At 68.6% G+C, this 16,519-nt stretch carries 17 protein-coding genes; 5 read left to right on the forward strand and 12 right to left on the reverse strand.

Features of this window, described 5'->3' with window-relative positions; all coding sequences use genetic code 11:
* Positions 1-111: 111 nt before the first annotated feature.
* The 3 genes from ACRSCF_RS01145 to ACRSCF_RS01155 all read right to left on the reverse strand — a co-directional run bounded on the left by ACRSCF_RS01145 (position 112) and on the right by ACRSCF_RS01155 (position 2,946).
* Positions 112-1,143: a cyclase family protein gene (locus ACRSCF_RS01145; RefSeq protein ID WP_016452163.1), complete on the reverse strand. Its 1,032-nt coding sequence runs from the start codon at positions 1,141-1,143 to the stop codon at positions 112-114.
* 92 nt (positions 1,144-1,235) lie between these two features.
* Positions 1,236-1,958 (reverse strand): DsbA family oxidoreductase, encoded by a 723-nt coding sequence (locus ACRSCF_RS01150; protein ID WP_016448694.1) that lies wholly within the window; start codon positions 1,956-1,958, stop codon positions 1,236-1,238.
* Between the two features lie 94 nt (positions 1,959-2,052).
* The gene (locus ACRSCF_RS01155; RefSeq protein ID WP_034368594.1) at positions 2,053-2,946 is read right to left on the reverse strand and encodes a LysR family transcriptional regulator; all 894 of its coding nucleotides are present in this window, start codon (positions 2,944-2,946) and stop codon (positions 2,053-2,055) included.
* 138 nt (positions 2,947-3,084) lie between these two features.
* Here ACRSCF_RS01155 and ACRSCF_RS01160 point away from each other — a divergent pair, with 138 nt between their 5' ends.
* A complete protein-coding gene (locus tag ACRSCF_RS01160; protein WP_013800120.1) occupies positions 3,085-3,441 on the forward strand; it encodes a zinc ribbon domain-containing protein YjdM in 357 nt (118 codons plus the stop codon).
* Positions 3,442-3,443: 2 nt separating this feature from the next.
* Positions 3,444-4,475, forward strand: coding sequence for a hypothetical protein (locus ACRSCF_RS01165; protein WP_244387727.1), 1,032 nt, complete (start codon positions 3,444-3,446; stop codon positions 4,473-4,475).
* Here the strand turns inward: ACRSCF_RS01165 and ACRSCF_RS01170 are convergent.
* Positions 4,472-5,107 carry a pseudouridine synthase gene (locus ACRSCF_RS01170; RefSeq protein ID WP_012202181.1) on the reverse strand — a complete coding sequence of 212 codons (636 nt, stop codon included), beginning with the start codon at positions 5,105-5,107 and terminating at the stop codon, positions 4,472-4,474. The two genes, ACRSCF_RS01165 and ACRSCF_RS01170, sit on opposite strands and share 4 nt — an antisense overlap.
* A 4-nt stretch (positions 5,108-5,111) precedes the next feature.
* Complete coding sequence (locus tag ACRSCF_RS01175) at positions 5,112-6,020, reverse strand: LysR family transcriptional regulator (protein WP_034368598.1); 909 nt, start codon at positions 6,018-6,020, stop codon at positions 5,112-5,114.
* A gap of 76 nt (positions 6,021-6,096) precedes the next feature.
* On the opposite strand from ACRSCF_RS01175, the gene ACRSCF_RS01180 reads away from it, so the two are divergent.
* From ACRSCF_RS01180 to ACRSCF_RS01190, 3 genes are all read left to right on the forward strand, one after another.
* Complete coding sequence (locus ACRSCF_RS01180) at positions 6,097-6,570, forward strand: CidA/LrgA family protein (protein ID WP_034368601.1); 474 nt, start codon at positions 6,097-6,099, stop codon at positions 6,568-6,570.
* A gap of 5 nt (positions 6,571-6,575) precedes the next feature.
* Complete coding sequence (locus ACRSCF_RS01185) at positions 6,576-7,268, forward strand: LrgB family protein (RefSeq protein WP_061287476.1); 693 nt, start codon at positions 6,576-6,578, stop codon at positions 7,266-7,268.
* Between the two features lie 891 nt (positions 7,269-8,159).
* Positions 8,160-8,474 carry a hypothetical protein gene (locus ACRSCF_RS01190; protein WP_016448687.1) on the forward strand — a complete coding sequence of 105 codons (315 nt, stop codon included), beginning with the start codon at positions 8,160-8,162 and terminating at the stop codon, positions 8,472-8,474.
* A gap of 104 nt (positions 8,475-8,578) precedes the next feature.
* On the opposite strand, the gene ACRSCF_RS01195 is transcribed toward ACRSCF_RS01190, so the two are convergent.
* The 7 genes from ACRSCF_RS01195 to ACRSCF_RS01225 all read right to left on the reverse strand — a co-directional run bounded on the left by ACRSCF_RS01195 (position 8,579) and on the right by ACRSCF_RS01225 (position 16,459).
* Entirely contained in the window at positions 8,579-10,027 is a 1,449-nt protein-coding gene (locus tag ACRSCF_RS01195) for an aldehyde dehydrogenase family protein (RefSeq protein WP_244387728.1), read from the reverse strand.
* Between the two features lie 36 nt (positions 10,028-10,063).
* Positions 10,064-11,401, reverse strand: a complete 1,338-nt coding sequence (locus ACRSCF_RS01200; protein ID WP_034366542.1) for an enolase C-terminal domain-like protein — start codon at positions 11,399-11,401, stop codon at positions 10,064-10,066.
* A 44-nt stretch (positions 11,402-11,445) separates the two neighbouring features.
* Positions 11,446-12,435, reverse strand: coding sequence for a 2-hydroxyacid dehydrogenase (locus ACRSCF_RS01205; RefSeq protein WP_034366545.1), 990 nt, complete (start codon positions 12,433-12,435; stop codon positions 11,446-11,448).
* 106 nt (positions 12,436-12,541) lie between these two features.
* Positions 12,542-13,501, reverse strand: a complete 960-nt coding sequence (locus ACRSCF_RS01210; protein ID WP_244387729.1) for a Bug family tripartite tricarboxylate transporter substrate binding protein — start codon at positions 13,499-13,501, stop codon at positions 12,542-12,544.
* 58 nt (positions 13,502-13,559) lie between these two features.
* Positions 13,560-14,471, reverse strand: a complete 912-nt coding sequence (gene kdgD, locus ACRSCF_RS01215; RefSeq protein ID WP_016448682.1) for a 5-dehydro-4-deoxyglucarate dehydratase — start codon at positions 14,469-14,471, stop codon at positions 13,560-13,562.
* Positions 14,472-14,517: 46 nt separating this feature from the next.
* Positions 14,518-15,495 carry a Bug family tripartite tricarboxylate transporter substrate binding protein gene (locus ACRSCF_RS01220; RefSeq protein ID WP_026062356.1) on the reverse strand — a complete coding sequence of 326 codons (978 nt, stop codon included), beginning with the start codon at positions 15,493-15,495 and terminating at the stop codon, positions 14,518-14,520.
* A 175-nt stretch (positions 15,496-15,670) separates the two neighbouring features.
* Positions 15,671-16,459 carry a FadR/GntR family transcriptional regulator gene (locus ACRSCF_RS01225; protein WP_034366548.1) on the reverse strand — a complete coding sequence of 263 codons (789 nt, stop codon included), beginning with the start codon at positions 16,457-16,459 and terminating at the stop codon, positions 15,671-15,673.
* Positions 16,460-16,519: the final 60 nt, after the last annotated feature.

A 16,519-nucleotide genomic window follows, 5' to 3' on the forward strand; every position in this document is an offset into this window, starting at 1 on the left:
GACACCCTTGCTGCGGGGCGGCGCGGCCGGCGTAGGCCCTTGCTCGGTGTCCCTCGCCTTGGGGGCGCGGGAGTTTCGAGGTCAAGCTCAAGAAATCTCGTCTTGCCCCGCTCAGCGCACCGGGATGGCGATGGGCCGCAGCGGCGCGGCGTCGCCGCCGCGGATTTTGAGCGGGCCGCCGATGAAGGCGAACTCGTAGACCTTGTCGCGCGACAGGTCGTCCAGCGCCACCAGCTCCATGATGGGCACGCCCTTTTGCGCCAGCAGGTAGCTGTGCAGCGGTACGTAGTCGTCGTCCACCTCGGACGGGAACGTCTCCAGGCTCAGGTTGTCGGCGCCCACGATCATGGCGCCGCCCTCCTCCACCAGGAAGCGCGCGGCATCCAGGCCCAGGCCCGGCGGCTTGGCCATGTAGGCCTGGGGCTGGCCGTACAGCTTCATGCGGCCCGTGCGCACCAGCACGATGTCGCCCTCCTGCAGCGTCACCTTCTGGCGTGCCAGCGCATCCTTGAGATCCTGGCGCGTGATGCGGTACTGGTCGGGCAGCATCTCCAGGCCCTTGGCGGCCGCCACGTCGATCAGCACGCCGCGCGCCACCAGCGGCGGGAATTTCTCTATGCCCGTGCGCTGCCAGCCCCGGTCGCCCAGGTGCTGGTCTGCGCTGAAGCCGTTCCAGATCCTGCCGCGGATGCCGAAGTGGTTGAGCGCATCGATGTGCGTGCCCGTGTGGCTGTACATGGAAAACGCCGTGCCCGTGTAGCTGCGCGTGGCGTTCATGTCCTTGCCCACGTTCATCGGGTCGTCCACCACGGTGCCGCGCGGCGTGTGCGTCATCCAGAACTGGTAGTGAGGATCGCCCGCGTCCTGCCAGCTGGGCATGCCCACGTAGTACTCGGTGGCCAGGTCATAGACCTGCCCGCCCGTGATGCGCTGCAGGATGGCCGCGCGCGAGGCCGGCGTGATCAGGTTCAGGCGGCCGATCTCGTCGGCCGGCCCCCAGGGGCTGGTGCCCACGTCCTGGCGTGCGCCGGCCGGGGGCTCGTGGCCGCCATGGGCCTGGGCCGCGGTGCCCGCGAAGGCGGCGGCCAGGGCGATCACGAGAGAGTGCAGCGCCATGCGGCGAGCGAAGCGTTGGAGAGTCATGCAAGAGTCCTTGGTCTGCTGAAAAAGGGCGCGCATGCCGCGCGCAAGGGAAGGCGGAAAACGCCGATGAAAAAAAGCAAAGACGGGGGCGCTCAGGCCGCCAGGAAGTGCAGCCGTTCGCGCAGCGCAGCCAGCGACTGGGTCTGCAGCGGCGGCAGGCCCGGCGCGATCAGCGTGGGAATGGAGCGCAGGCCCATGCGCTGCGCCAGAGCGCGGTCCTGGCGCACCTGCTCCAGCGCCTGGGCGCCTTCCATGCAGCCCGCGAAGGCATTGCGCTCGAAGCCCGTGCGCGTGGCGATGTCCAGCAGCACTTCGGCGTCGCCGATGTTGCGGTGCTCGCTCATGTGGGCGTGCTGGATGGCGTCGAACAGATCCCAGTGCGCGTCATCGCCGCCCAGGATCTGGGCCGCCTGGCAGGCCAGTGCGCCGGCCATGCCGCTGGGGTACTCGAAGGCCTCGCGGCGCATGCCCTCGATGTCGATGCGGTCCTCGTCGTCATGCTGCGCGCAGGCCTGCCAGTGCTCCAGGATGACCTGCTTGGCGCGCTCCATGGAGCCGAAGGCCGCCACCATCTCGGCGCGCGAGGCCTGCAGCACGAAGCTGCGGTGGCGCACGCGCAGGCCCAGCTCGCGCGCCACCTGGCGCAGGCGTGGCGACATCACGTAGCACCAGCCGCAGACCACGTCATGGAAGAAGTCGATGGCGGGGGCGACCGCAGGCGCCGCTGCGGGCGCCGCCTGCAGGGCCTGCTGCGGCGAGGCGGCCGCCGCATCCTGCGCGGGCAGGGCGCAGGAAAAATCATTGCATTGCGTCATGCTTGTGTCCTTCATGGCTGTGATGGACGGCAAGCGTAGGCCGCAGGCCCGGCGCGAAAAAGGGGCGCGCGCTTGAGGAACTCTTAACGCGGCGTCAACAATCCTCGCCCATGGCGGCGGGCAGCTCCTCGGCCAGGAAGTCCACGAAGGCGCGCACCTTGGGCAGCAGGTGGCGCTGCGTGGGATAGACCGCGTAGACATGGCGGGCCTGCGCGGCCTGGTCCGCAAGGTCCAGTGCGACCAGCTGGCCTGCCGCAATCGCCGGCCGCGCCAGGAACGAGGGCAGGGCGCCAATGCCCAGGCCCGCCACCAGCAGGTCGCGCAGCATCAGGCTGTTGTTGACGTTGGCGCGCGCCTCGGATGGCGCCTGGGGAATCTCGCCCGCTTCGCGGGGCGCATGCGCCAGGCTGTAGTTCAGCAGCGCATGGCCGCGCAGCCCGGCGGCACTGGCCGGGCGGCCATGCGCCTGCAGATAGGACGGGGCCGCGCACAGCATCTGCGACAGCGAGGCCAGGCGCCGCGCGATCAGCGAGGAGTCCGCCAGCTCCGCGCTCAGGCGGATGGACACATCGAAGCCCTGGCCCACCGCATCCACCAGCCGGTCTTCCATGGACAGGTCGATCTGCAGCTGCGGATGGCGCTGCATGAAGCGCGCCAGCAGCGGCGACAGCGTGCTCAGCGCAAACGACAGCGGCGCATTCACGCGCAGCCGGCCGGCCACCTGCTGCGACTGCGCGCGCACCGACTGCTCCAGCGCATCGAATTCATCGAGCAGGCGGCAGCACTCGGCGTAGTAGGCCTGGCCCGTGTCGGTCAGGCTCATGCGGCGCGTGGTGCGCTGCAGCAGCACGGCGCCCAGATGGGCTTCGAGCGCGCGCAGCTGCTTGCTCAGCGCGGCCGAGGACAGGTCCAGCGCGTCGGCCGCCTTGGCGATGGAGCCCAGTTCTACGATGCGCCGGAAGGCGCGCAAGGGGGTCAGCGTATCCATGGGGAAAAAGCAAAGAGTGGCGCGCAGCGTAGCAGGCCGCTCGGGTTTGCCGGGGCATGCCTGCGGGGGCAGGGGCGACAATCGCCAGGTACGGCGCGCCCGCCGCGCCCCTTTGTCTTCACCGAATCTGTCCATCCCATGCCCCAGACCACTCCCGCCTGCCCCCAGTGCGGCCTTGAAAACACCTATCCCGATGCCACCAGCTACATCTGCCCCGACTGCGCCTTCGAATGGCCCATGCAGGCCGAAGAAGAGTCCGGCGAAGCCGCCGCTGGCGACGGCATCGTGCGCGACGCCAACGGCAATGCGCTGGCCGACGGCGATGCCGTGATCCTGGTCAAGGACCTCAAGGTCAAGGGCTCGTCCACCGTGCTCAAGAAGGGCAGCAAGATCAAGGGCATCCGCCTGGTCGATGGCGCCGACGGCCACAACGTGGACTGCAAGACCGAACTGGGCTCCATGCTGCTCAAGTCGGAGTTCCTCAAGAAGGCCTGAGCATGCTGGCGCTGTCGCTTGCGGTATCGGCGGTCCTCGGGCTGCTGGCGCTGTGGGTGTTTGCGCCCCTGTTCATTGCGCTGACCGCTGGCGCGGTGGTGGCCCTCATGCTGCTTGCGGTGGCGGGGCGCATAGGCCACACAGAGCGCACCGAGCGCACCGCGCGCACCCTGCCCGTGGCGGGCTGGTGGGCCGTTGCGCTGTGCGCCGGCGCGGCCTGCGTGGCCATGCTGGTGCTGCTGCCCGACCGGCTCGATGGCGCGCCCTTCCTCGCCTTCGGCATGGGCCTGCTGGCGGCCACCTGCGCGGGGGCGCTGGTCTGGTTGACGGGCTGGCTGATCGCCGGGCGGCAGCCTGTGCCGGTCTCCTGGTGGACCGGATCGGCCCTGGCCGGCCTGGGCGCCTTCCTCGCCCTGCTGCTGGGCGGCCCGGATACGGCGGGCTGGATGGCCTGGCGCGACCAGCTGCGCGGCTACGAGGCCGTGCCGCTGCGCATCACGCTGGCCGAAGCGCCCACGGCGCAGCGCGAGCAGGCCCTGGCCGAACTGCTGCAGCCCTTGCTGGAGCAGGGCAGCCGTGCCGTCCGCCATCGCCAGTCCACGCGCTTCGGCAACTCGGTAGAGCATGCCGTGGTTCCCGCCCGCTGGCGCATCGATGGCAGGCTGCTGGAGATCATGCTGGCCGAGAAACCACCCGCGCCCCTGCTCAGCGCCCATGTCGCTTTGCTGGAGCAGTTCGCCGCCAGCGGCCCCGCCCAGGCGGGCCAGGCACCGTCCTGGCTGATGCTGGCCAGCGCCCAATGCCTGCCGCCGCCGCGCCTGCGCGAGCTGTCGCGCCTGCTGGGCCAGGGCAGCGAGCTGCTGGCCCGCGCGCGGCGCTGCACGCAGCAGCGCTCGGCGCAATTGCAGCGCCTGTGGCCGCTGCTGGCCGGCAGTGTGGAGCGTGTGGAGGTGGGCGAGGCGCGGCGCTTTCATCCGTGGCTCGGCCTGCAGGGCTGGCAGGCTGTGGCACCTACCGACAATCCGGAGCCTTAGGCGGGCTCCACGTCCTTCCACTGGCCGGGCTCCAGGCCGTCCAGCGTGTAGGGCCCGATGGCCGCGCGCACCAGCCGCAGTGTGGGGTGGCCAATGGCCGCCGTCATGCGGCGCACCTGGCGGTTGCGGCCTTCGCGGATGACCAGTTCGATCCAGCAGTCGGGAATGTTCTGGCGCACGCGGATGGGCGGGTCGCGCTGCCACAGCACGGGCGGCGGCTCCAGCCGGCGCGCCTGCGCGGGCAGCGTCATGCCGTCGTTGAGCTGCACGCCCTGGCGCAGGGCCTGCAGCGCGGCCTCGTCGGGCAGTCCCTCGACCTGTACCCAGTAGGTCTTCTCCATCTTGAAGCGCGGATCGGCGATGCGCGCCTGCAGCGGGCCGTCATTGGTCAGCAGCAGCAATCCTTCGCTGTCGGCGTCGAGCCGGCCTGCCGCATGCACGCCCGGCACGTCGATGTATTCCTTGAGGCCACGCCAGCGGCCCTCGGGGGTGAACTGGCTGAGTACGCCGTAGGGCTTGTTGAAGCACAGCAGGCGTGAGGGGCCGGTGTCGGGCCGGTCGGCGAAGGCGGTCTGCAGGCGCCGGGATGGGCCCGCAAAGGAGCGCGAGGGAGGGCGTTTTCTGGGTTGCATGGACTCAGCGATTGTCGTCGGGATAGACCGCACGCACGCACTCCAGCCAGGCCCTCGCCGCGCGTGACAGATAGCCGTTGCGCCACAGCTGCACCACGTCCCAGTGCAGTTCAGGCCCCACCAGCGGGCGGCTGGACACGCGCCGGGGGTCGAACCGCGCGATCACGTGCTCGAACATCACGGCCACGCCCACGCCTTCTGCCACCAGGTCGCCGATGAAGTCCCAGTAGCGCGTCTGCAGCCGCACCTGTGGGCTGAAGCCTGCCGCCGCGCAATGTTCCAGCACGGCCTGGTGCAGGGCGAAGTCCGAGGTGTAGAACACAAAGGGCCGCCGGGCCAGCTCGCTCCAGTGCACGGGTGCGTCCGGGTCGGGCACCTCGTGCGCGGCAAAGGCCACGCGTGTCTTCTGGTGGGCGATGGTGCAGTACTCCAGGCCCTCTCCGGCCAGGTCGCCACTCGCCTCGCCCGCGCCGTGCAGGCCCAGCGCCATGTCCAGCTTGCCGTCCAGCAGCAGCTGGCGCTGGGCGCGTGCGCCCTGCTCCTGCACATGCAGTTCCACGCCCGGATGCAGTTGCTGAAAGCGCGCGATCACGGGCGCCATGTAGTGCCCGGCCGTGGGCATGATGCCCACGCTCAGGCTGCCGCGCGCAATGCCGTCCACCTCGGCCACCTCCTGCAGCAGCTGGCGTGACTGCTCCAGCACCTGCAGGCCGCGCGCATGGACCACCTGGCCCGCGTCGGTCAGTTGCACACCGCGCCCCTCGCGCAGCAGCAGCGGGCCGCCCAGCTCCTCCTCCAGCGCCCGCACCATCTTGCTGATGGTGGGCTGGGTCACATGCAGCGCCTCGGCCGCACGCGTGAAGCTGTTGCAGCGCACCACCTCGACAAAGTAGCGCAGCGCGCGCAGGTCCATGAGGATTCCTTTTGTGCATGGGAAAAATGGAGATTATTCATTTTACGAATCTGAGTGCAAACCCTAGGATTGCCCCATGTCAAAGATTTCCGCCATGCCCGTCCTGCGGCCGCAGGTGTTTCAGGGCCTGCTGCACCGCTGCTGGCCGCTGCTGCGCGGCGTGCTGCAGGTGGGGCTGCTCAGTGCGCTGTGGGTGGCCATGGAGGCCGTGCGCGCCCATTTCGGCTGGGGCATGCCGGCCGGGCTGATCGGCTTCGCCCTGCTGGCCACGGGCCTGTTCAGCGGGCTGGTCAAGGCGCGCTGGCTGCAGGGTGGCACCAACTGGCTGCTGGCCGAGATGCTGCTGTTCTTCGTGCCCGCCATGCTGGTCGTCACCGAATACACCGAGCTGATCCAGCACCAGGGCCTGCGCATCCTGGGCGTCATCGTGGCCAGCACGGCCTGCGTGATGGCCGCCACGGCGCTGGCCGTGGACCGCGTCTACCGGCTGGAGCTGTGGCTGGCCCGGCGCCGCTCCACGCGCGCCGGGCTGCACAGGGAGCAGGAATGAACGCCATGTCCGACCAGACGATAGGCCTGCTGTCGCTGCTGGCCACGCTGGCCTGCTATGCGGCCAACAAGCGCGTGTACCGCCGCCATCCGCATCCGCTGCTCATGCCCATCGTCGCCACGCCCATGGTGCTGATCGCGCTGGCGCTGCTGACCCATGTGCGCTACCCGCAGTACATCGCCCAGACTCACTGGCTGGTTTGGCTGCTGGGCCCCACCACGGTGGCCTTTGCGCTGCCCCTGCACGAAAACCGCCACCTGCTGCGCAAGCACTGGATGTCGATCGCCACCGGCGTGCTCGTGGCCAGTGGCGTGTCCATTGCCACCACCATCTGGTTCGCACAGGCCTTCGGACTGCCCGTGGACCTGCAAAAGGGCCTGGCCGTGCGCTCGGTGACCACCCCCTTCGCCATCGAGGCCGAGCGCGTGCTGGGCGGGCCCACCGACCTGGCCGCGCTGTTCGTGCTGCTCACGGGCGTCAGCGGCATGCTCATGGGCGAGACCATCCTGCGGCTGCTGCCGCACGTGCGCAGCAAGCTGGCTGCGGGCGCCATTCTGGGCGGTGCCGCGCATGGCAGCGGGGTGGCGAAGGCGCGGCAGTTTGGGGATGTGCAGGCGGTGGTTGCTTCGTTGGTGATGATGATTGCGGGGGCGTTGAATGTGGTGGTGGCGCCTTGGGTGAGGGTGCTGTTTTTCTGAAGTGATTTTCTGAAGTGATGCGGGAGCTGCCATCCTTGGCCCGGGTTTGATGGCTGGGGCTTTTGGGGGCCTGGCTGTCTTTGGGTTTGGAGCGGGATGGGGCTGCCCGTGAGGGCGTCCGCATGCCTTGCACATGTTCTTGACTCCCGCCCACCTTGTTTGCTTTTGGCTTAGGTGCAATCTTTTGCCCCTGCCGGGTGGTTGTTTTTCGAGGCCGGGTCTCGGCCCGGCAGCCGACTGCCCTTTCTTGATTCGCCAAGAAAGGTCAGATCAAAGAAGGCGACCCGGATGTCCGCGACCCCTTCGCTGCGCTGCGGGGCCACCTGCGCCGTGGCGGTTGCGGGGTTCGCCGTGAAACTCACTTCGCGCTGCGCGCTACGTTCAAACAATCACGGCGAGTCAGATGACGAAGCAGTCCTGTCCTTCGGCAGGACTGCAACCCCGCAACCGCCACGGCGCAGGCGCGGACATACGGGGAGTTTGCCCAGGCCTTCGCTGCGCTCGGCCTGGGGCTTCGGGGCGCTTGCGGTCCTGAATGCCTCTATCATTGCGGCGGCCCCCTGTTCAGGGGCTGGTGCGTAAGAACACCTTTAGAGTAAGCGGCGCTGCCTCCCCGTTAGCGAGGCCTTGTCACGTCTGATCACTCGGAAAGAGTGGGCATAGCGCCCGCTCGTCCATGCGGTTTTGGGCGGGATGGGGCTACCCGCAAGGGCGTCCGCACGGCTTGCTCTGTGTTCTTAACATCCCGTCCACCTGTCTGTGCGTAAGAACACGGGTCGGTGGGTTCGATCTCAGCAAGGAGCACGAAACCATGTACGCCGTTTTTCTCTCGGCCTTCTCCATCAAGTGTGCGCGCAGTCCAGGCGTGCCTGCCGTGAGAGAGGTCGCGCCATGAATACCGCTTCCACAACCCTGACCCAGCCCACGCCGCAGCAGTTGAGCCATGCCGTGACCGAAATCGGCCGGCTGACGCTGCAGGGCAGCAGCGAGGTGTATTCGCTGGGCCAGCTGGCGCTGGCCTGGCTGGAGCGGCCCGAGGGCTACCGCAATCTGGAGGTGGTGGCCAATGCGCTGCAGGCCATTTGCGGGGCCGCGCAGCGGATGGAGGAGCTGGTGGAGGACGAGGTCAACCACGTGCATTGCCTGCAGGAAGACCCGGCGTATCTGCGGCGGATGGCGGCTGCTGCGGTGGCGTTCCAGCGCTGATTCGCTGGTCCGCTTGCCAGGGCGCCCCGGGCTGTTGACTCCCGGAATCCGCCCAATGAAAAAGCACCTCGAAAGGTGCTTTTTTCTCGTCAGCCGGATGCTGTTCAGGCCAGCGTGTAGGCGGTCTTCACCGTCGTATAGAACTCCTGCGCATAGCGGCCCTGTTCGCGCGGGCCGTAGCTGCTGCCCTTGCGGCCGCCGAAGGGCACGTGGTAGTCCACGCCGGCCGTGGGCAGGTTGACCATGACCATGCCGGCCTGGCTGTGGCGCTTGAAGTGGGTGGCGTGCTTGAGGCTGGTGGTGGCAATGCCTGCGGCCAGGCCGAAGGGCGTGTCGTTGGCCACGGCCAGGGCTTCCTCGTAGTCCTTCACGCGGATGACGCTGGCCACGGGGCCGAAGACTTCCTCGCGGTTGATGCGCATGGCGGCCTGGGTGTCCACGAACAGGGTGGGCGCCATGTAGTAGCCCTTGTTGCCGCTGCCGGTGTGGCAGGCGGCGGCTGCGCCGCCGGCAGCCAGCACGGCGCCTTCGGCCTTGGCGATTTCCACGTAGCTCAGGTCCTGCTCCAGCTGGGCCTGGCTGACCACGGGGCCCATGTCGGTGCCTGCGGCGCGGGCATCGCCCACCTTGATCCTGGCCATGCGGGCCTGCAGGGCCTCGATGAAGGCGGGGTAGATCCTGTCGGTGACGATGAGGCGGCTCGATGCCGTGCAGCGCTGGCCCGTGGAGTAGAAACCGCTTTGCGCGGACAGCTCCACGGCCTGGGTGAGGTCGGCGTCGTCCAGCACGATCTGCGGGTTCTTGCCGCCCATCTCCAGCTGCACCTTCTTGCCGCTTTCCACGCAGGCGCGGGCAATGCCGCGGCCCACGCCGACGGAGCCGGTGAAGCTGATGGCGGCCACGTCGCTGTGGCGCACCAGGGCATCACCGATGACGCGGCCCGGGCCCATGACGAGGTTGAACACGCCGGCCGGAATGCCCGAGCGGTGAATGATGTCGGCCAGCGCCCAGGCGCTGCCGGGCACGAGGTCGGCAGGCTTCAGGACCACGCAGTTGCCGAAGGCCAGGGCCGGGGCGATCTTCCAGGCGGGAATGGCGATGGGGAAGTTCCACGGCGTGATCAGGCTCACCACGCCGACGGGCTCGCGCGTGATTTCCACGCCGATGCCGGGGCGCACGGAGGGCAGGGTTTCGCCGGCCAGGCGCAGGCATTCACCCGCGAAGAACTTGAAGATCTGGCCTGCGCGGCCGACTTCGCCGATGGCTTCGGGGCGGGTCTTGCCTTCCTCGCGCGCCAGCAGGTCGCCCAGCTCTTCCTTGCGGGCCAGGATTTCGTTGCCGATCCTGTCCAGGGCGTCGTGGCGGGCCTGGATGCCCGAGGTGCTCCAGGCGGGAAAGGCCGCGGCCGCCGCGGCGATGGCGGCTTCCACATCGGCGGCATTGCCCTGGGCGTACTCGCCGATCACATCGGACAGGTCGCTGGGGTTGGTGTTGGCGCTGTAGCCGTCGGCGGCCTTCCATTGGCCGTTGATGAGGTTGTCGTAGCGGGACATGAGGTGCTCCGGAAAAGGGGTAACGGAAGGAAGGGGTCAGCGGACCATGCAGGGGCGCTTGTTGTCGAAGGTCCAGCCGGGAATCAGGTACTGCATGGCCATTGCGTCATTGCGGGCGCCCAGGCCGTGCTCCAGGTACAGGGCGTTGGCGCGCTGCAGCGCGGCGCGGTCCACGGTGACGCCCAGGCCCGGGGTCTTGGGCACCTCGACGAAGCCGCCCTTGATCTGCAGCGGGTTCTGGGTGAGGTACTGGCCGTCCTGCCAGATCCAGTGCGTGTCGATGGCCGTGACCTTGCCGGGCACGGCGGCGGCCACGTGGGTGAACATGGCCAGCGAGATGTCGAAGTGGTTGTTGGAGTGCGAGCCCCAGGTCAGGCCCCAGTCGCGGCAGGTCTGGCCCACGCGCACGGAGCCGGCCATGGTCCAGAAATGCGGGTCGGCCAGGGGGATGTCCACGGACTGCAGCGACAGCGCATGCACCATCTGGCGCCAGTCGGTGGCGATCATGTTGGTGGCCGTGGGCAGACCGGTGGCGCGGCGGAATTCGGCCATGACTTCGCGGCCCGAGAAGCCGTTCTCGGCGCCGCAGGGATCTTCGGCATAGGCGAGCACGCCGTGCATGTCGCGCATGAGGCGGATGGCGTCCTTGAGCAGCCAGCCGCCGTTGGGGTCCAGCGTGACGCGCGCCTGCGGAAAGCGCCTGGCCAGCGCGGTGACGGCCTCCACTTCCTGCTCGCCGGCCAGCACGCCGCCCTTGAGCTTGAAGTCGTTGAAGCCGTAGCGCGCGTGCGCCGCCTCTGCCTGGCGCACGATGGCGGCCGGGTCCATGGCGGTCATGTGGCGCACCTGCGTCCAGTCGTCGGTGCCGCTTTTGTCTTCGCCGGGCTGGACGTAGGGCAGGTCGGTCTTGTCGGTGGGGCCGGTGAAGAACAGGTAGCCCAGCATCTCCACGCGGTCGCGCTGCTGGCCTTCGCCCAGCAGGGCCGCCACGGGCACGCCCAGGTGCTGGCCCAGCAGGTCCAGCAGGGCCGACTCCACGGCGGTGACGGCATGCACGGCAATGCGCAGATCGAAGGTCTGCAGGCCGCGCCCGCCCGTGTCGCGGCCGGCCAGGGCCTGCTGCAGGTTCTGCAGCAGCTTCAGGTGGTTGCCCACGGATTGGCCGATGAGCAGCGCCTTGCTGTCCTCCAGCGCCTGGCGTATGCCTTCGCCGCCAGGCACCTCGCCCACACCGGTGTGGCCCGCGCTGTCGTGCACGAGCACGATGTTGCGCGTGAAGTAGGGCGCATGCGCGCCGCTGAGGTTCATGAGCATGCCGTCGCGGCCGGCGACGGGAATGACTTCGATCTCGGTGATGGTCGGGGTGGAGGACATGGCGTGCTCTTGGATCGTTGGATCGGTCTCTGGGAAAAAAAGGGCTATGCGGTGGCGGCGGTGGCCGGCTGCTGCGCGGCCGACCAGGGCACTTCGGCCTCGGGCCGGCCCGTGGCGATGAACTGCGCCAGGTTGCGCAGCACGAGGTCGGCCATGGCGCGGCGGGTTTCATGCGTGCCGCTGGCGATGTGGGGCGCAAGCACCACGTTGTCCTGCGACAGCAGCTCGGCATGGGGGCGTGGCTCGTCCTCGAACACATCCAGGCCCGCGCCTGCGATGCGGCCCTGCTGCAGGGCCTGGACCAGTGCGGCCTCGTCGACCACGCTGCCGCGTGCCACGTTGACCAGAAAGCCCTGCGGGCCCAGCGCGTCCAGCACCTCGGCGTTGACCAGGTGCTGCGTGCCGTCGCCGCCTGCGGCCGTGATGACGAGGAAGTCGGCCCAGCGCGCCAGCTCCAGCAGCGAGGGCTGGTAGAGGTGGGGCGATCCCTCGACCGGGCGGCGGTTGTGATAGGCCACCTCCATGTCGAAGCCGGCCGCGCGGCGCGCCACGGTGGAGCCGATGCGGCCCATGCCGAAGATGCCCAGGCGCTTGCCGCTGGCACGCGTGCGGATGCCGAAGCGGCCCTGCCTCCAGTCGCCCCGGCGCACGAAGCGGTCGGACTCGCTCAGGCCACGCGCGGCGTCCAGCAGCAGTGCGAAGGCCATGTCGGCCACGCAGTCGTCGAGCACGCCGGGCGTGTAGCCCACGCGGGCTCCCTGGCGCAGCAGGGACTCGCGGTCCAGCGCGTCAAAGCCCACGCCGAAGCTGCTCACGAAGCGCAGCTGGGGCAGGGCCTGCACCACGCTCGCGGGCACGCCCATGGCGGCCGAGGTGACCAGGTATTCAAACTGCGCGCCGTGCTCGGCGAGAAAGCGCTCGCGGTCGGGTCGCTCGGACAGCAGCGTCACCTCATAGGCCTGGGCCAGCTCGGCATCGAGCTGGGGCAGCGGCATCTTGCCGAACTGGAGAACGCGTGGACGGGAGGTCGCCATGCCTTGGAATCCTTGGAACTTGCAGGGGCTGCAAGCCCCGGTGAAAAGGGCCTGCGGTGCGCAGGCCAGCGGGCAAAGGCCCCGGGGCCGGCCCGTTGTTTCCAGCTCAATCAGCGGTGATCTTTCTTGTCTGGATGAGCTGCCTCCAGCGCTCCGATTCCTGGGCCTGGTAGCGCGTGAATTCCTCGGGCGTGTTGCCCACGATCTCCAGGCCCTGCTCCACGAAGCGCTTGCGGATGTCGGGCTGCTGCACGGAGGCGATGGCGGCCTTGGCCAGCTTGGCCTTCACATCGGCGGGCAGGCCCTTGGGTGCGGCCAGGCCTTGCCAGGAATAGACCTCGGCGCCCTTGACGCCGGTCTCGGCCAGCGTGGGCACATCGGGCAGCACAGGCGAGCGCTGGCTGCCGGTCACGGCAATCGCATGCAGCTTGCCGCTGCGCAGATGGGGCAGCACGGCGTTGACGTTCTGGAACGAGAAGTCCACCTGGCCGCCGATCAGGTCGGTGATGGCCGGGGCGCCGCCCTTGTAGGGAACGTGCATGCCTTCGGTGCCGCTTTGCTGCCAGAACAGCTCGGCCGACAGATGGTCCGAGGAGCCGTTGCCCGAACTCGCGAAACTGATCTTGCCGGGGTTGGCCTTGAGCGCGGCGATGACCTCGGCCACGGTGCGGGCCTTCTGCGCGGGGCTGGCCACGAGCACGTTGGGCGCCTGCACGGGGATGGTGATGTAGTCGAAGTCCTTGCCTGCGTCATAGGGCACGTTCTTGACCAGGTGCGGCGTGACCACGAAGGGGCCCAGCGAGGCCACCAGCAGGGTGTAGCCATCGGCCGGTGCGCGCTTGACGGCGCCCGCGCCGATGGTGCCCGTGGCGCCGGGGCGGTTTTCCACCACGAAGGGCTTGCCCAGCTGCTCGCCCATGCTCAGGGCCATGGCGCGGGCCACGGTGTCGGTGGACCCTCCGGCCGGGAAGGGCACGATGATGTTGACGGCCTTGTCCGGGAAGCTGCCGGCCGCCTGCGCCGTGAGGGCCAGTGCGGCACTCAGCGCGATCAGAATCTTTTTCATGTTCTTGTCTCCTGGGGGGCGCAAGGGCCGGACTGGCCCCTGCGCCCGGTCTTGTGGCTTATTGGGGGCCGAGCTTGTCGATCAGGGCCTTGAGCTCTTCCAGCTCGGAGGGCTTGAGGTCCGTCAGCGGGGCGCGCACGGGGCCGGCGTCGTGGCCGACCAGCTTGGCGCCGGCCTTGATGATGCTCACGCCGTAGCCTTCGACGCGGTTGCGGATCTTCAGGTAGGGCATGAAGAATTCCTTGAGCAGCTTGTGCTGCGTGGCCATGTCGTCGGTGCGCACGGCTTCGTAGAACGCCATCGCCGTCCTGGGGATGAAGTTGAAGACGGCCGAGGAGTACACCGGCGTGCCCAGGGCCTTGTAGGCGGCCGCATAGACCTCGGCCGTGGGCAGGCCGCCCAGGTAGGCGAAGCGGTCGCCCATCGTCATGAAGATGGAGGACATGGTCTCGATGTTGCCCATGCCGTCCTTGAAGCCCACCAGGTTGGGGCAGCGCTCGGCCAGGATGGCCAGCGATTCGGGCGTGAAGCGGGTGCGGTCGCGGTTGTAGACGATGACGCCGAACTTCACGCTCTTGCAGACCTGCTCCACATGGGCGATCAGGCCTTCCTGGCCGGCTTCGGTCAGGTAGTGGGGCAGCAGCAGGACGCCGTGGGCGCCCAGGCGCTCGGCCTCCTGGGCGTGGGCAATGGCCGTGCGCGTGGGGCCGCCGGCGCCCGCGATGATGGGCACCTTGCCGCGGCAGGTGTCCACGGCGGTCTTGATGATCTGGCCGTATTCCTCGCCGTACAGCGAGAAGTACTCGCCCGTGCCGCCGGCCGCGAACAGCGCGCTGGCGCCGTAGGGGGCCAGCCATTCGAGGCGGGCCGCATAGCCCTTGGCATTGAAGTTGCCGTTGCTGTCGAAGTCCGTCACGGGGAAGGACAGCAGGCCGGAACTCATCACGTCTTTGAGGTCTTGGGGGGTCATGGTGCTCTCGGGAACAAGGGTGGGGAAGAAAGAAAAAGGGGTGGAATCAGTCGAGCTTCAAACCGGCTGTCTGAACCACTTTTTGCCAGCGCTGGCGTTCGGTGGCCAGGAAGCGCGCGGTCTCGGCGGGGTTCATGGTCACGACCTCGGCGCCCTGGCCCGTGAGGCGGGCGCGCACCTCGGGCGAGCGGATGGCGGTGATCAGGGCCTCATGCAGGCGCTGGACCACGGCCTCGGGCGTCTTGGCGGGAACGACCACGCCTTGCCAGGTGCCGGTCTCGAAGCCGGGTACGCCCTGCTCGGCGATGGTGGGCACGTTGGCGGCCAGCGGCATGCGCGTGCCCTTGGACAGGCCCAGCAGCTTGAGCTTGCCGCTTTGCACATGGGGATAGGTGGCCAGCATGCCGTTCATCAGCACCTGGGTCTGGCCTGCCACCGTGTCCTGTATGGACTGCACGCCGCCCTTGTAGGGCACGTATTCCCAGCGGGCGCCCGTGGCGCGCGCCAGTTCCACGCCGGCCAGGTGCGGGGCGCTGCCCGTGGCGGTGACGGCAAAGCTCAGGTCTTCCTTCTTGGACAGGGCCACCAGCTCCTGCAGGTTGTTGGCCGGCACCGAGGGGTGGACCACCAGCAGGTGGGGCGAGTAGGCCAGCATGGCGGTGCCGCGCAGGTCCCGGGACAGGTCGAAGGACAGCTTGGTGTAGAGCGAGGGCGAGATGGCCAGCGCACCCAGGTCGCACAGCATCAGCGTGTGGCCGTCGGGCTGGGCCTTGGCCACCATGTCGGCGCCCAGGTTGCCGTTGGCGCCAGGCTTGTTCTCGATGACCACGGGCTGCTTGAGTTCTGCCGACAGCAGCGGGCCGATGGCGCGCGCAATGATGTCCGAGCTGCCGCCCGGCGGGTAGGGCACCACCAGGCGCAGCGGCCGCGTGGGCCAGTTGCTCTGGGCCAGCGCGCCGGCGCCGGTGGCCACGAGGGCGGTGGCGCCAGCGGCGCGCAGGAATTGCTTTCGGCTCAGGGTCATGCTCTTGTCTCCGGGTTTTATGTTGTCAGTTGTCGTACAACTGGAGCGAATTTTCAACCGAGACATGCATGCCGTGATAAAGGGTTTTCCCTTGGTTGTCTGAATTCCTGTGCCGGCGCCATCGGTCCCGCAGGGCGCAGGGCGGTCCAGGATGCCCAGAAGGCGTCAGAAGGCGTCAGGCGGCGCTGGTCTTTTGCGCCAGGCGCAGGCGTTCGCGGCTGTTGGTCAGGTGGATGCGCATGGCCGCGCGGGCCGAGTCGGCGTCCTGGCGCTCGATGGCGGCGAGGATTTCCTCATGCTCGCGGTTGACGCGGCGCAGGTAGTCGGGGTCGCGCTGGGGCTGGTGGATGGAGGCGATGCGCGTGCGCGGAATCAGCTGGGCGCCGAAGTGGCGCAGGATGTCGCCGAAGTAGCGGTTGCCCGTGGCCTCGGCGATCTGGGTGTGGAAGGCCAGGTCATGGGCCACCGTGTCCTCGCCGCGCGCAAAGGCGATCTCGAAGGCCTGCAGCGCCGTGCGTATGCCCTGCAGCTGCTCGGGGCTGCGGCGCAGCGCGGCCAGGCCGGCGCTTTCGGTCTCCAGGCTGATGCGCAGCTCCAGCACGGCCATCACGTCCACGGCGGCCGTCAGCTCGTCGGCATTGAGCATCAGCGTGGATGCGGGCTGGGCGGCGCGCACGAAGGTGCCTATGCCATGGCGCGTCTCCACCAGGCCCGAGGCCTGCAGGCGCGACAGCGCCTCGCGCACCACGGTGCGGCTGACTTCGTAGGTCTGCACCAGCGACGATTCCGTAGGCAGCTTCTCGCCTTCGGCCAGCAGGCCGTTGCGGATCTTGCTCGCGAACTCGTCGAACAGGAGGGCGGCCAGATTGCGGCCGCTGCGACCGGACTTTCCTCGCAGGGGAAGCTCGATCGTTGGGGGTGATGCGGGAAATCCCTTTGCCGAACTTTCCATGGTGCTGATCATAATCGCTCCAAGTTGTACGACAACGTATCACAAGACGTCAACGCTTTCGCAGATTTTTCC

Origin of the sequence: Delftia sp. 11MD, from assembly GCF_050907895.1 — a bacterium.
Taxonomy (GTDB): Bacteria; Pseudomonadota; Gammaproteobacteria; order Burkholderiales; family Burkholderiaceae_C; genus Comamonas; species Comamonas tsuruhatensis.

Bases quoted from the DNA above. Each gene is read 5' to 3' on its own strand.
- ACRSCF_RS01200 (WP_034366542.1), bottom strand. From the start codon at position 11,401: ATGTCCTCCACCCCGACCATCACCGAGATCGAAGTCATTCCCGTCGCC.
- ACRSCF_RS01145 (WP_016452163.1), bottom strand. From the start codon at position 1,143: ATGACTCTCCAACGCTTCGCTCGCCGCATGGCGCTGCACTCTCTCGTG.
- ACRSCF_RS01150 (WP_016448694.1), bottom strand. From the start codon at position 1,958: ATGACGCAATGCAATGATTTTTCCTGCGCCCTGCCCGCGCAGGATGCG.
- ACRSCF_RS01210 (WP_244387729.1), bottom strand. From the start codon at position 13,501: ATGAAAAAGATTCTGATCGCGCTGAGTGCCGCACTGGCCCTCACGGCG.
- ACRSCF_RS01175 (WP_034368598.1), bottom strand. From the start codon at position 6,020: ATGGACCTGCGCGCGCTGCGCTACTTTGTCGAGGTGGTGCGCTGCAAC.
- ACRSCF_RS01155 (WP_034368594.1), bottom strand. From the start codon at position 2,946: ATGGATACGCTGACCCCCTTGCGCGCCTTCCGGCGCATCGTAGAACTG.
- ACRSCF_RS01165 (WP_244387727.1), top strand. From the start codon at position 3,444: ATGCTGGCGCTGTCGCTTGCGGTATCGGCGGTCCTCGGGCTGCTGGCG.
- ACRSCF_RS01185 (WP_061287476.1), top strand. From the start codon at position 6,576: ATGTCCGACCAGACGATAGGCCTGCTGTCGCTGCTGGCCACGCTGGCC.
- ACRSCF_RS01170 (WP_012202181.1), bottom strand. From the start codon at position 5,107: ATGCAACCCAGAAAACGCCCTCCCTCGCGCTCCTTTGCGGGCCCATCC.
- ACRSCF_RS01220 (WP_026062356.1), bottom strand. From the start codon at position 15,495: ATGACCCTGAGCCGAAAGCAATTCCTGCGCGCCGCTGGCGCCACCGCC.
- ACRSCF_RS01225 (WP_034366548.1), bottom strand. From the start codon at position 16,459: ATGATCAGCACCATGGAAAGTTCGGCAAAGGGATTTCCCGCATCACCC.
- ACRSCF_RS01180 (WP_034368601.1), top strand. From the start codon at position 6,097: ATGTCAAAGATTTCCGCCATGCCCGTCCTGCGGCCGCAGGTGTTTCAG.
- ACRSCF_RS01190 (WP_016448687.1), top strand. From the start codon at position 8,160: ATGAATACCGCTTCCACAACCCTGACCCAGCCCACGCCGCAGCAGTTG.
- ACRSCF_RS01160 (WP_013800120.1), top strand. From the start codon at position 3,085: ATGCCCCAGACCACTCCCGCCTGCCCCCAGTGCGGCCTTGAAAACACC.
- ACRSCF_RS01205 (WP_034366545.1), bottom strand. From the start codon at position 12,435: ATGGCGACCTCCCGTCCACGCGTTCTCCAGTTCGGCAAGATGCCGCTG.
- kdgD (WP_016448682.1), bottom strand. From the start codon at position 14,471: ATGACCCCCCAAGACCTCAAAGACGTGATGAGTTCCGGCCTGCTGTCC.
- ACRSCF_RS01195 (WP_244387728.1), bottom strand. From the start codon at position 10,027: ATGTCCCGCTACGACAACCTCATCAACGGCCAATGGAAGGCCGCCGAC.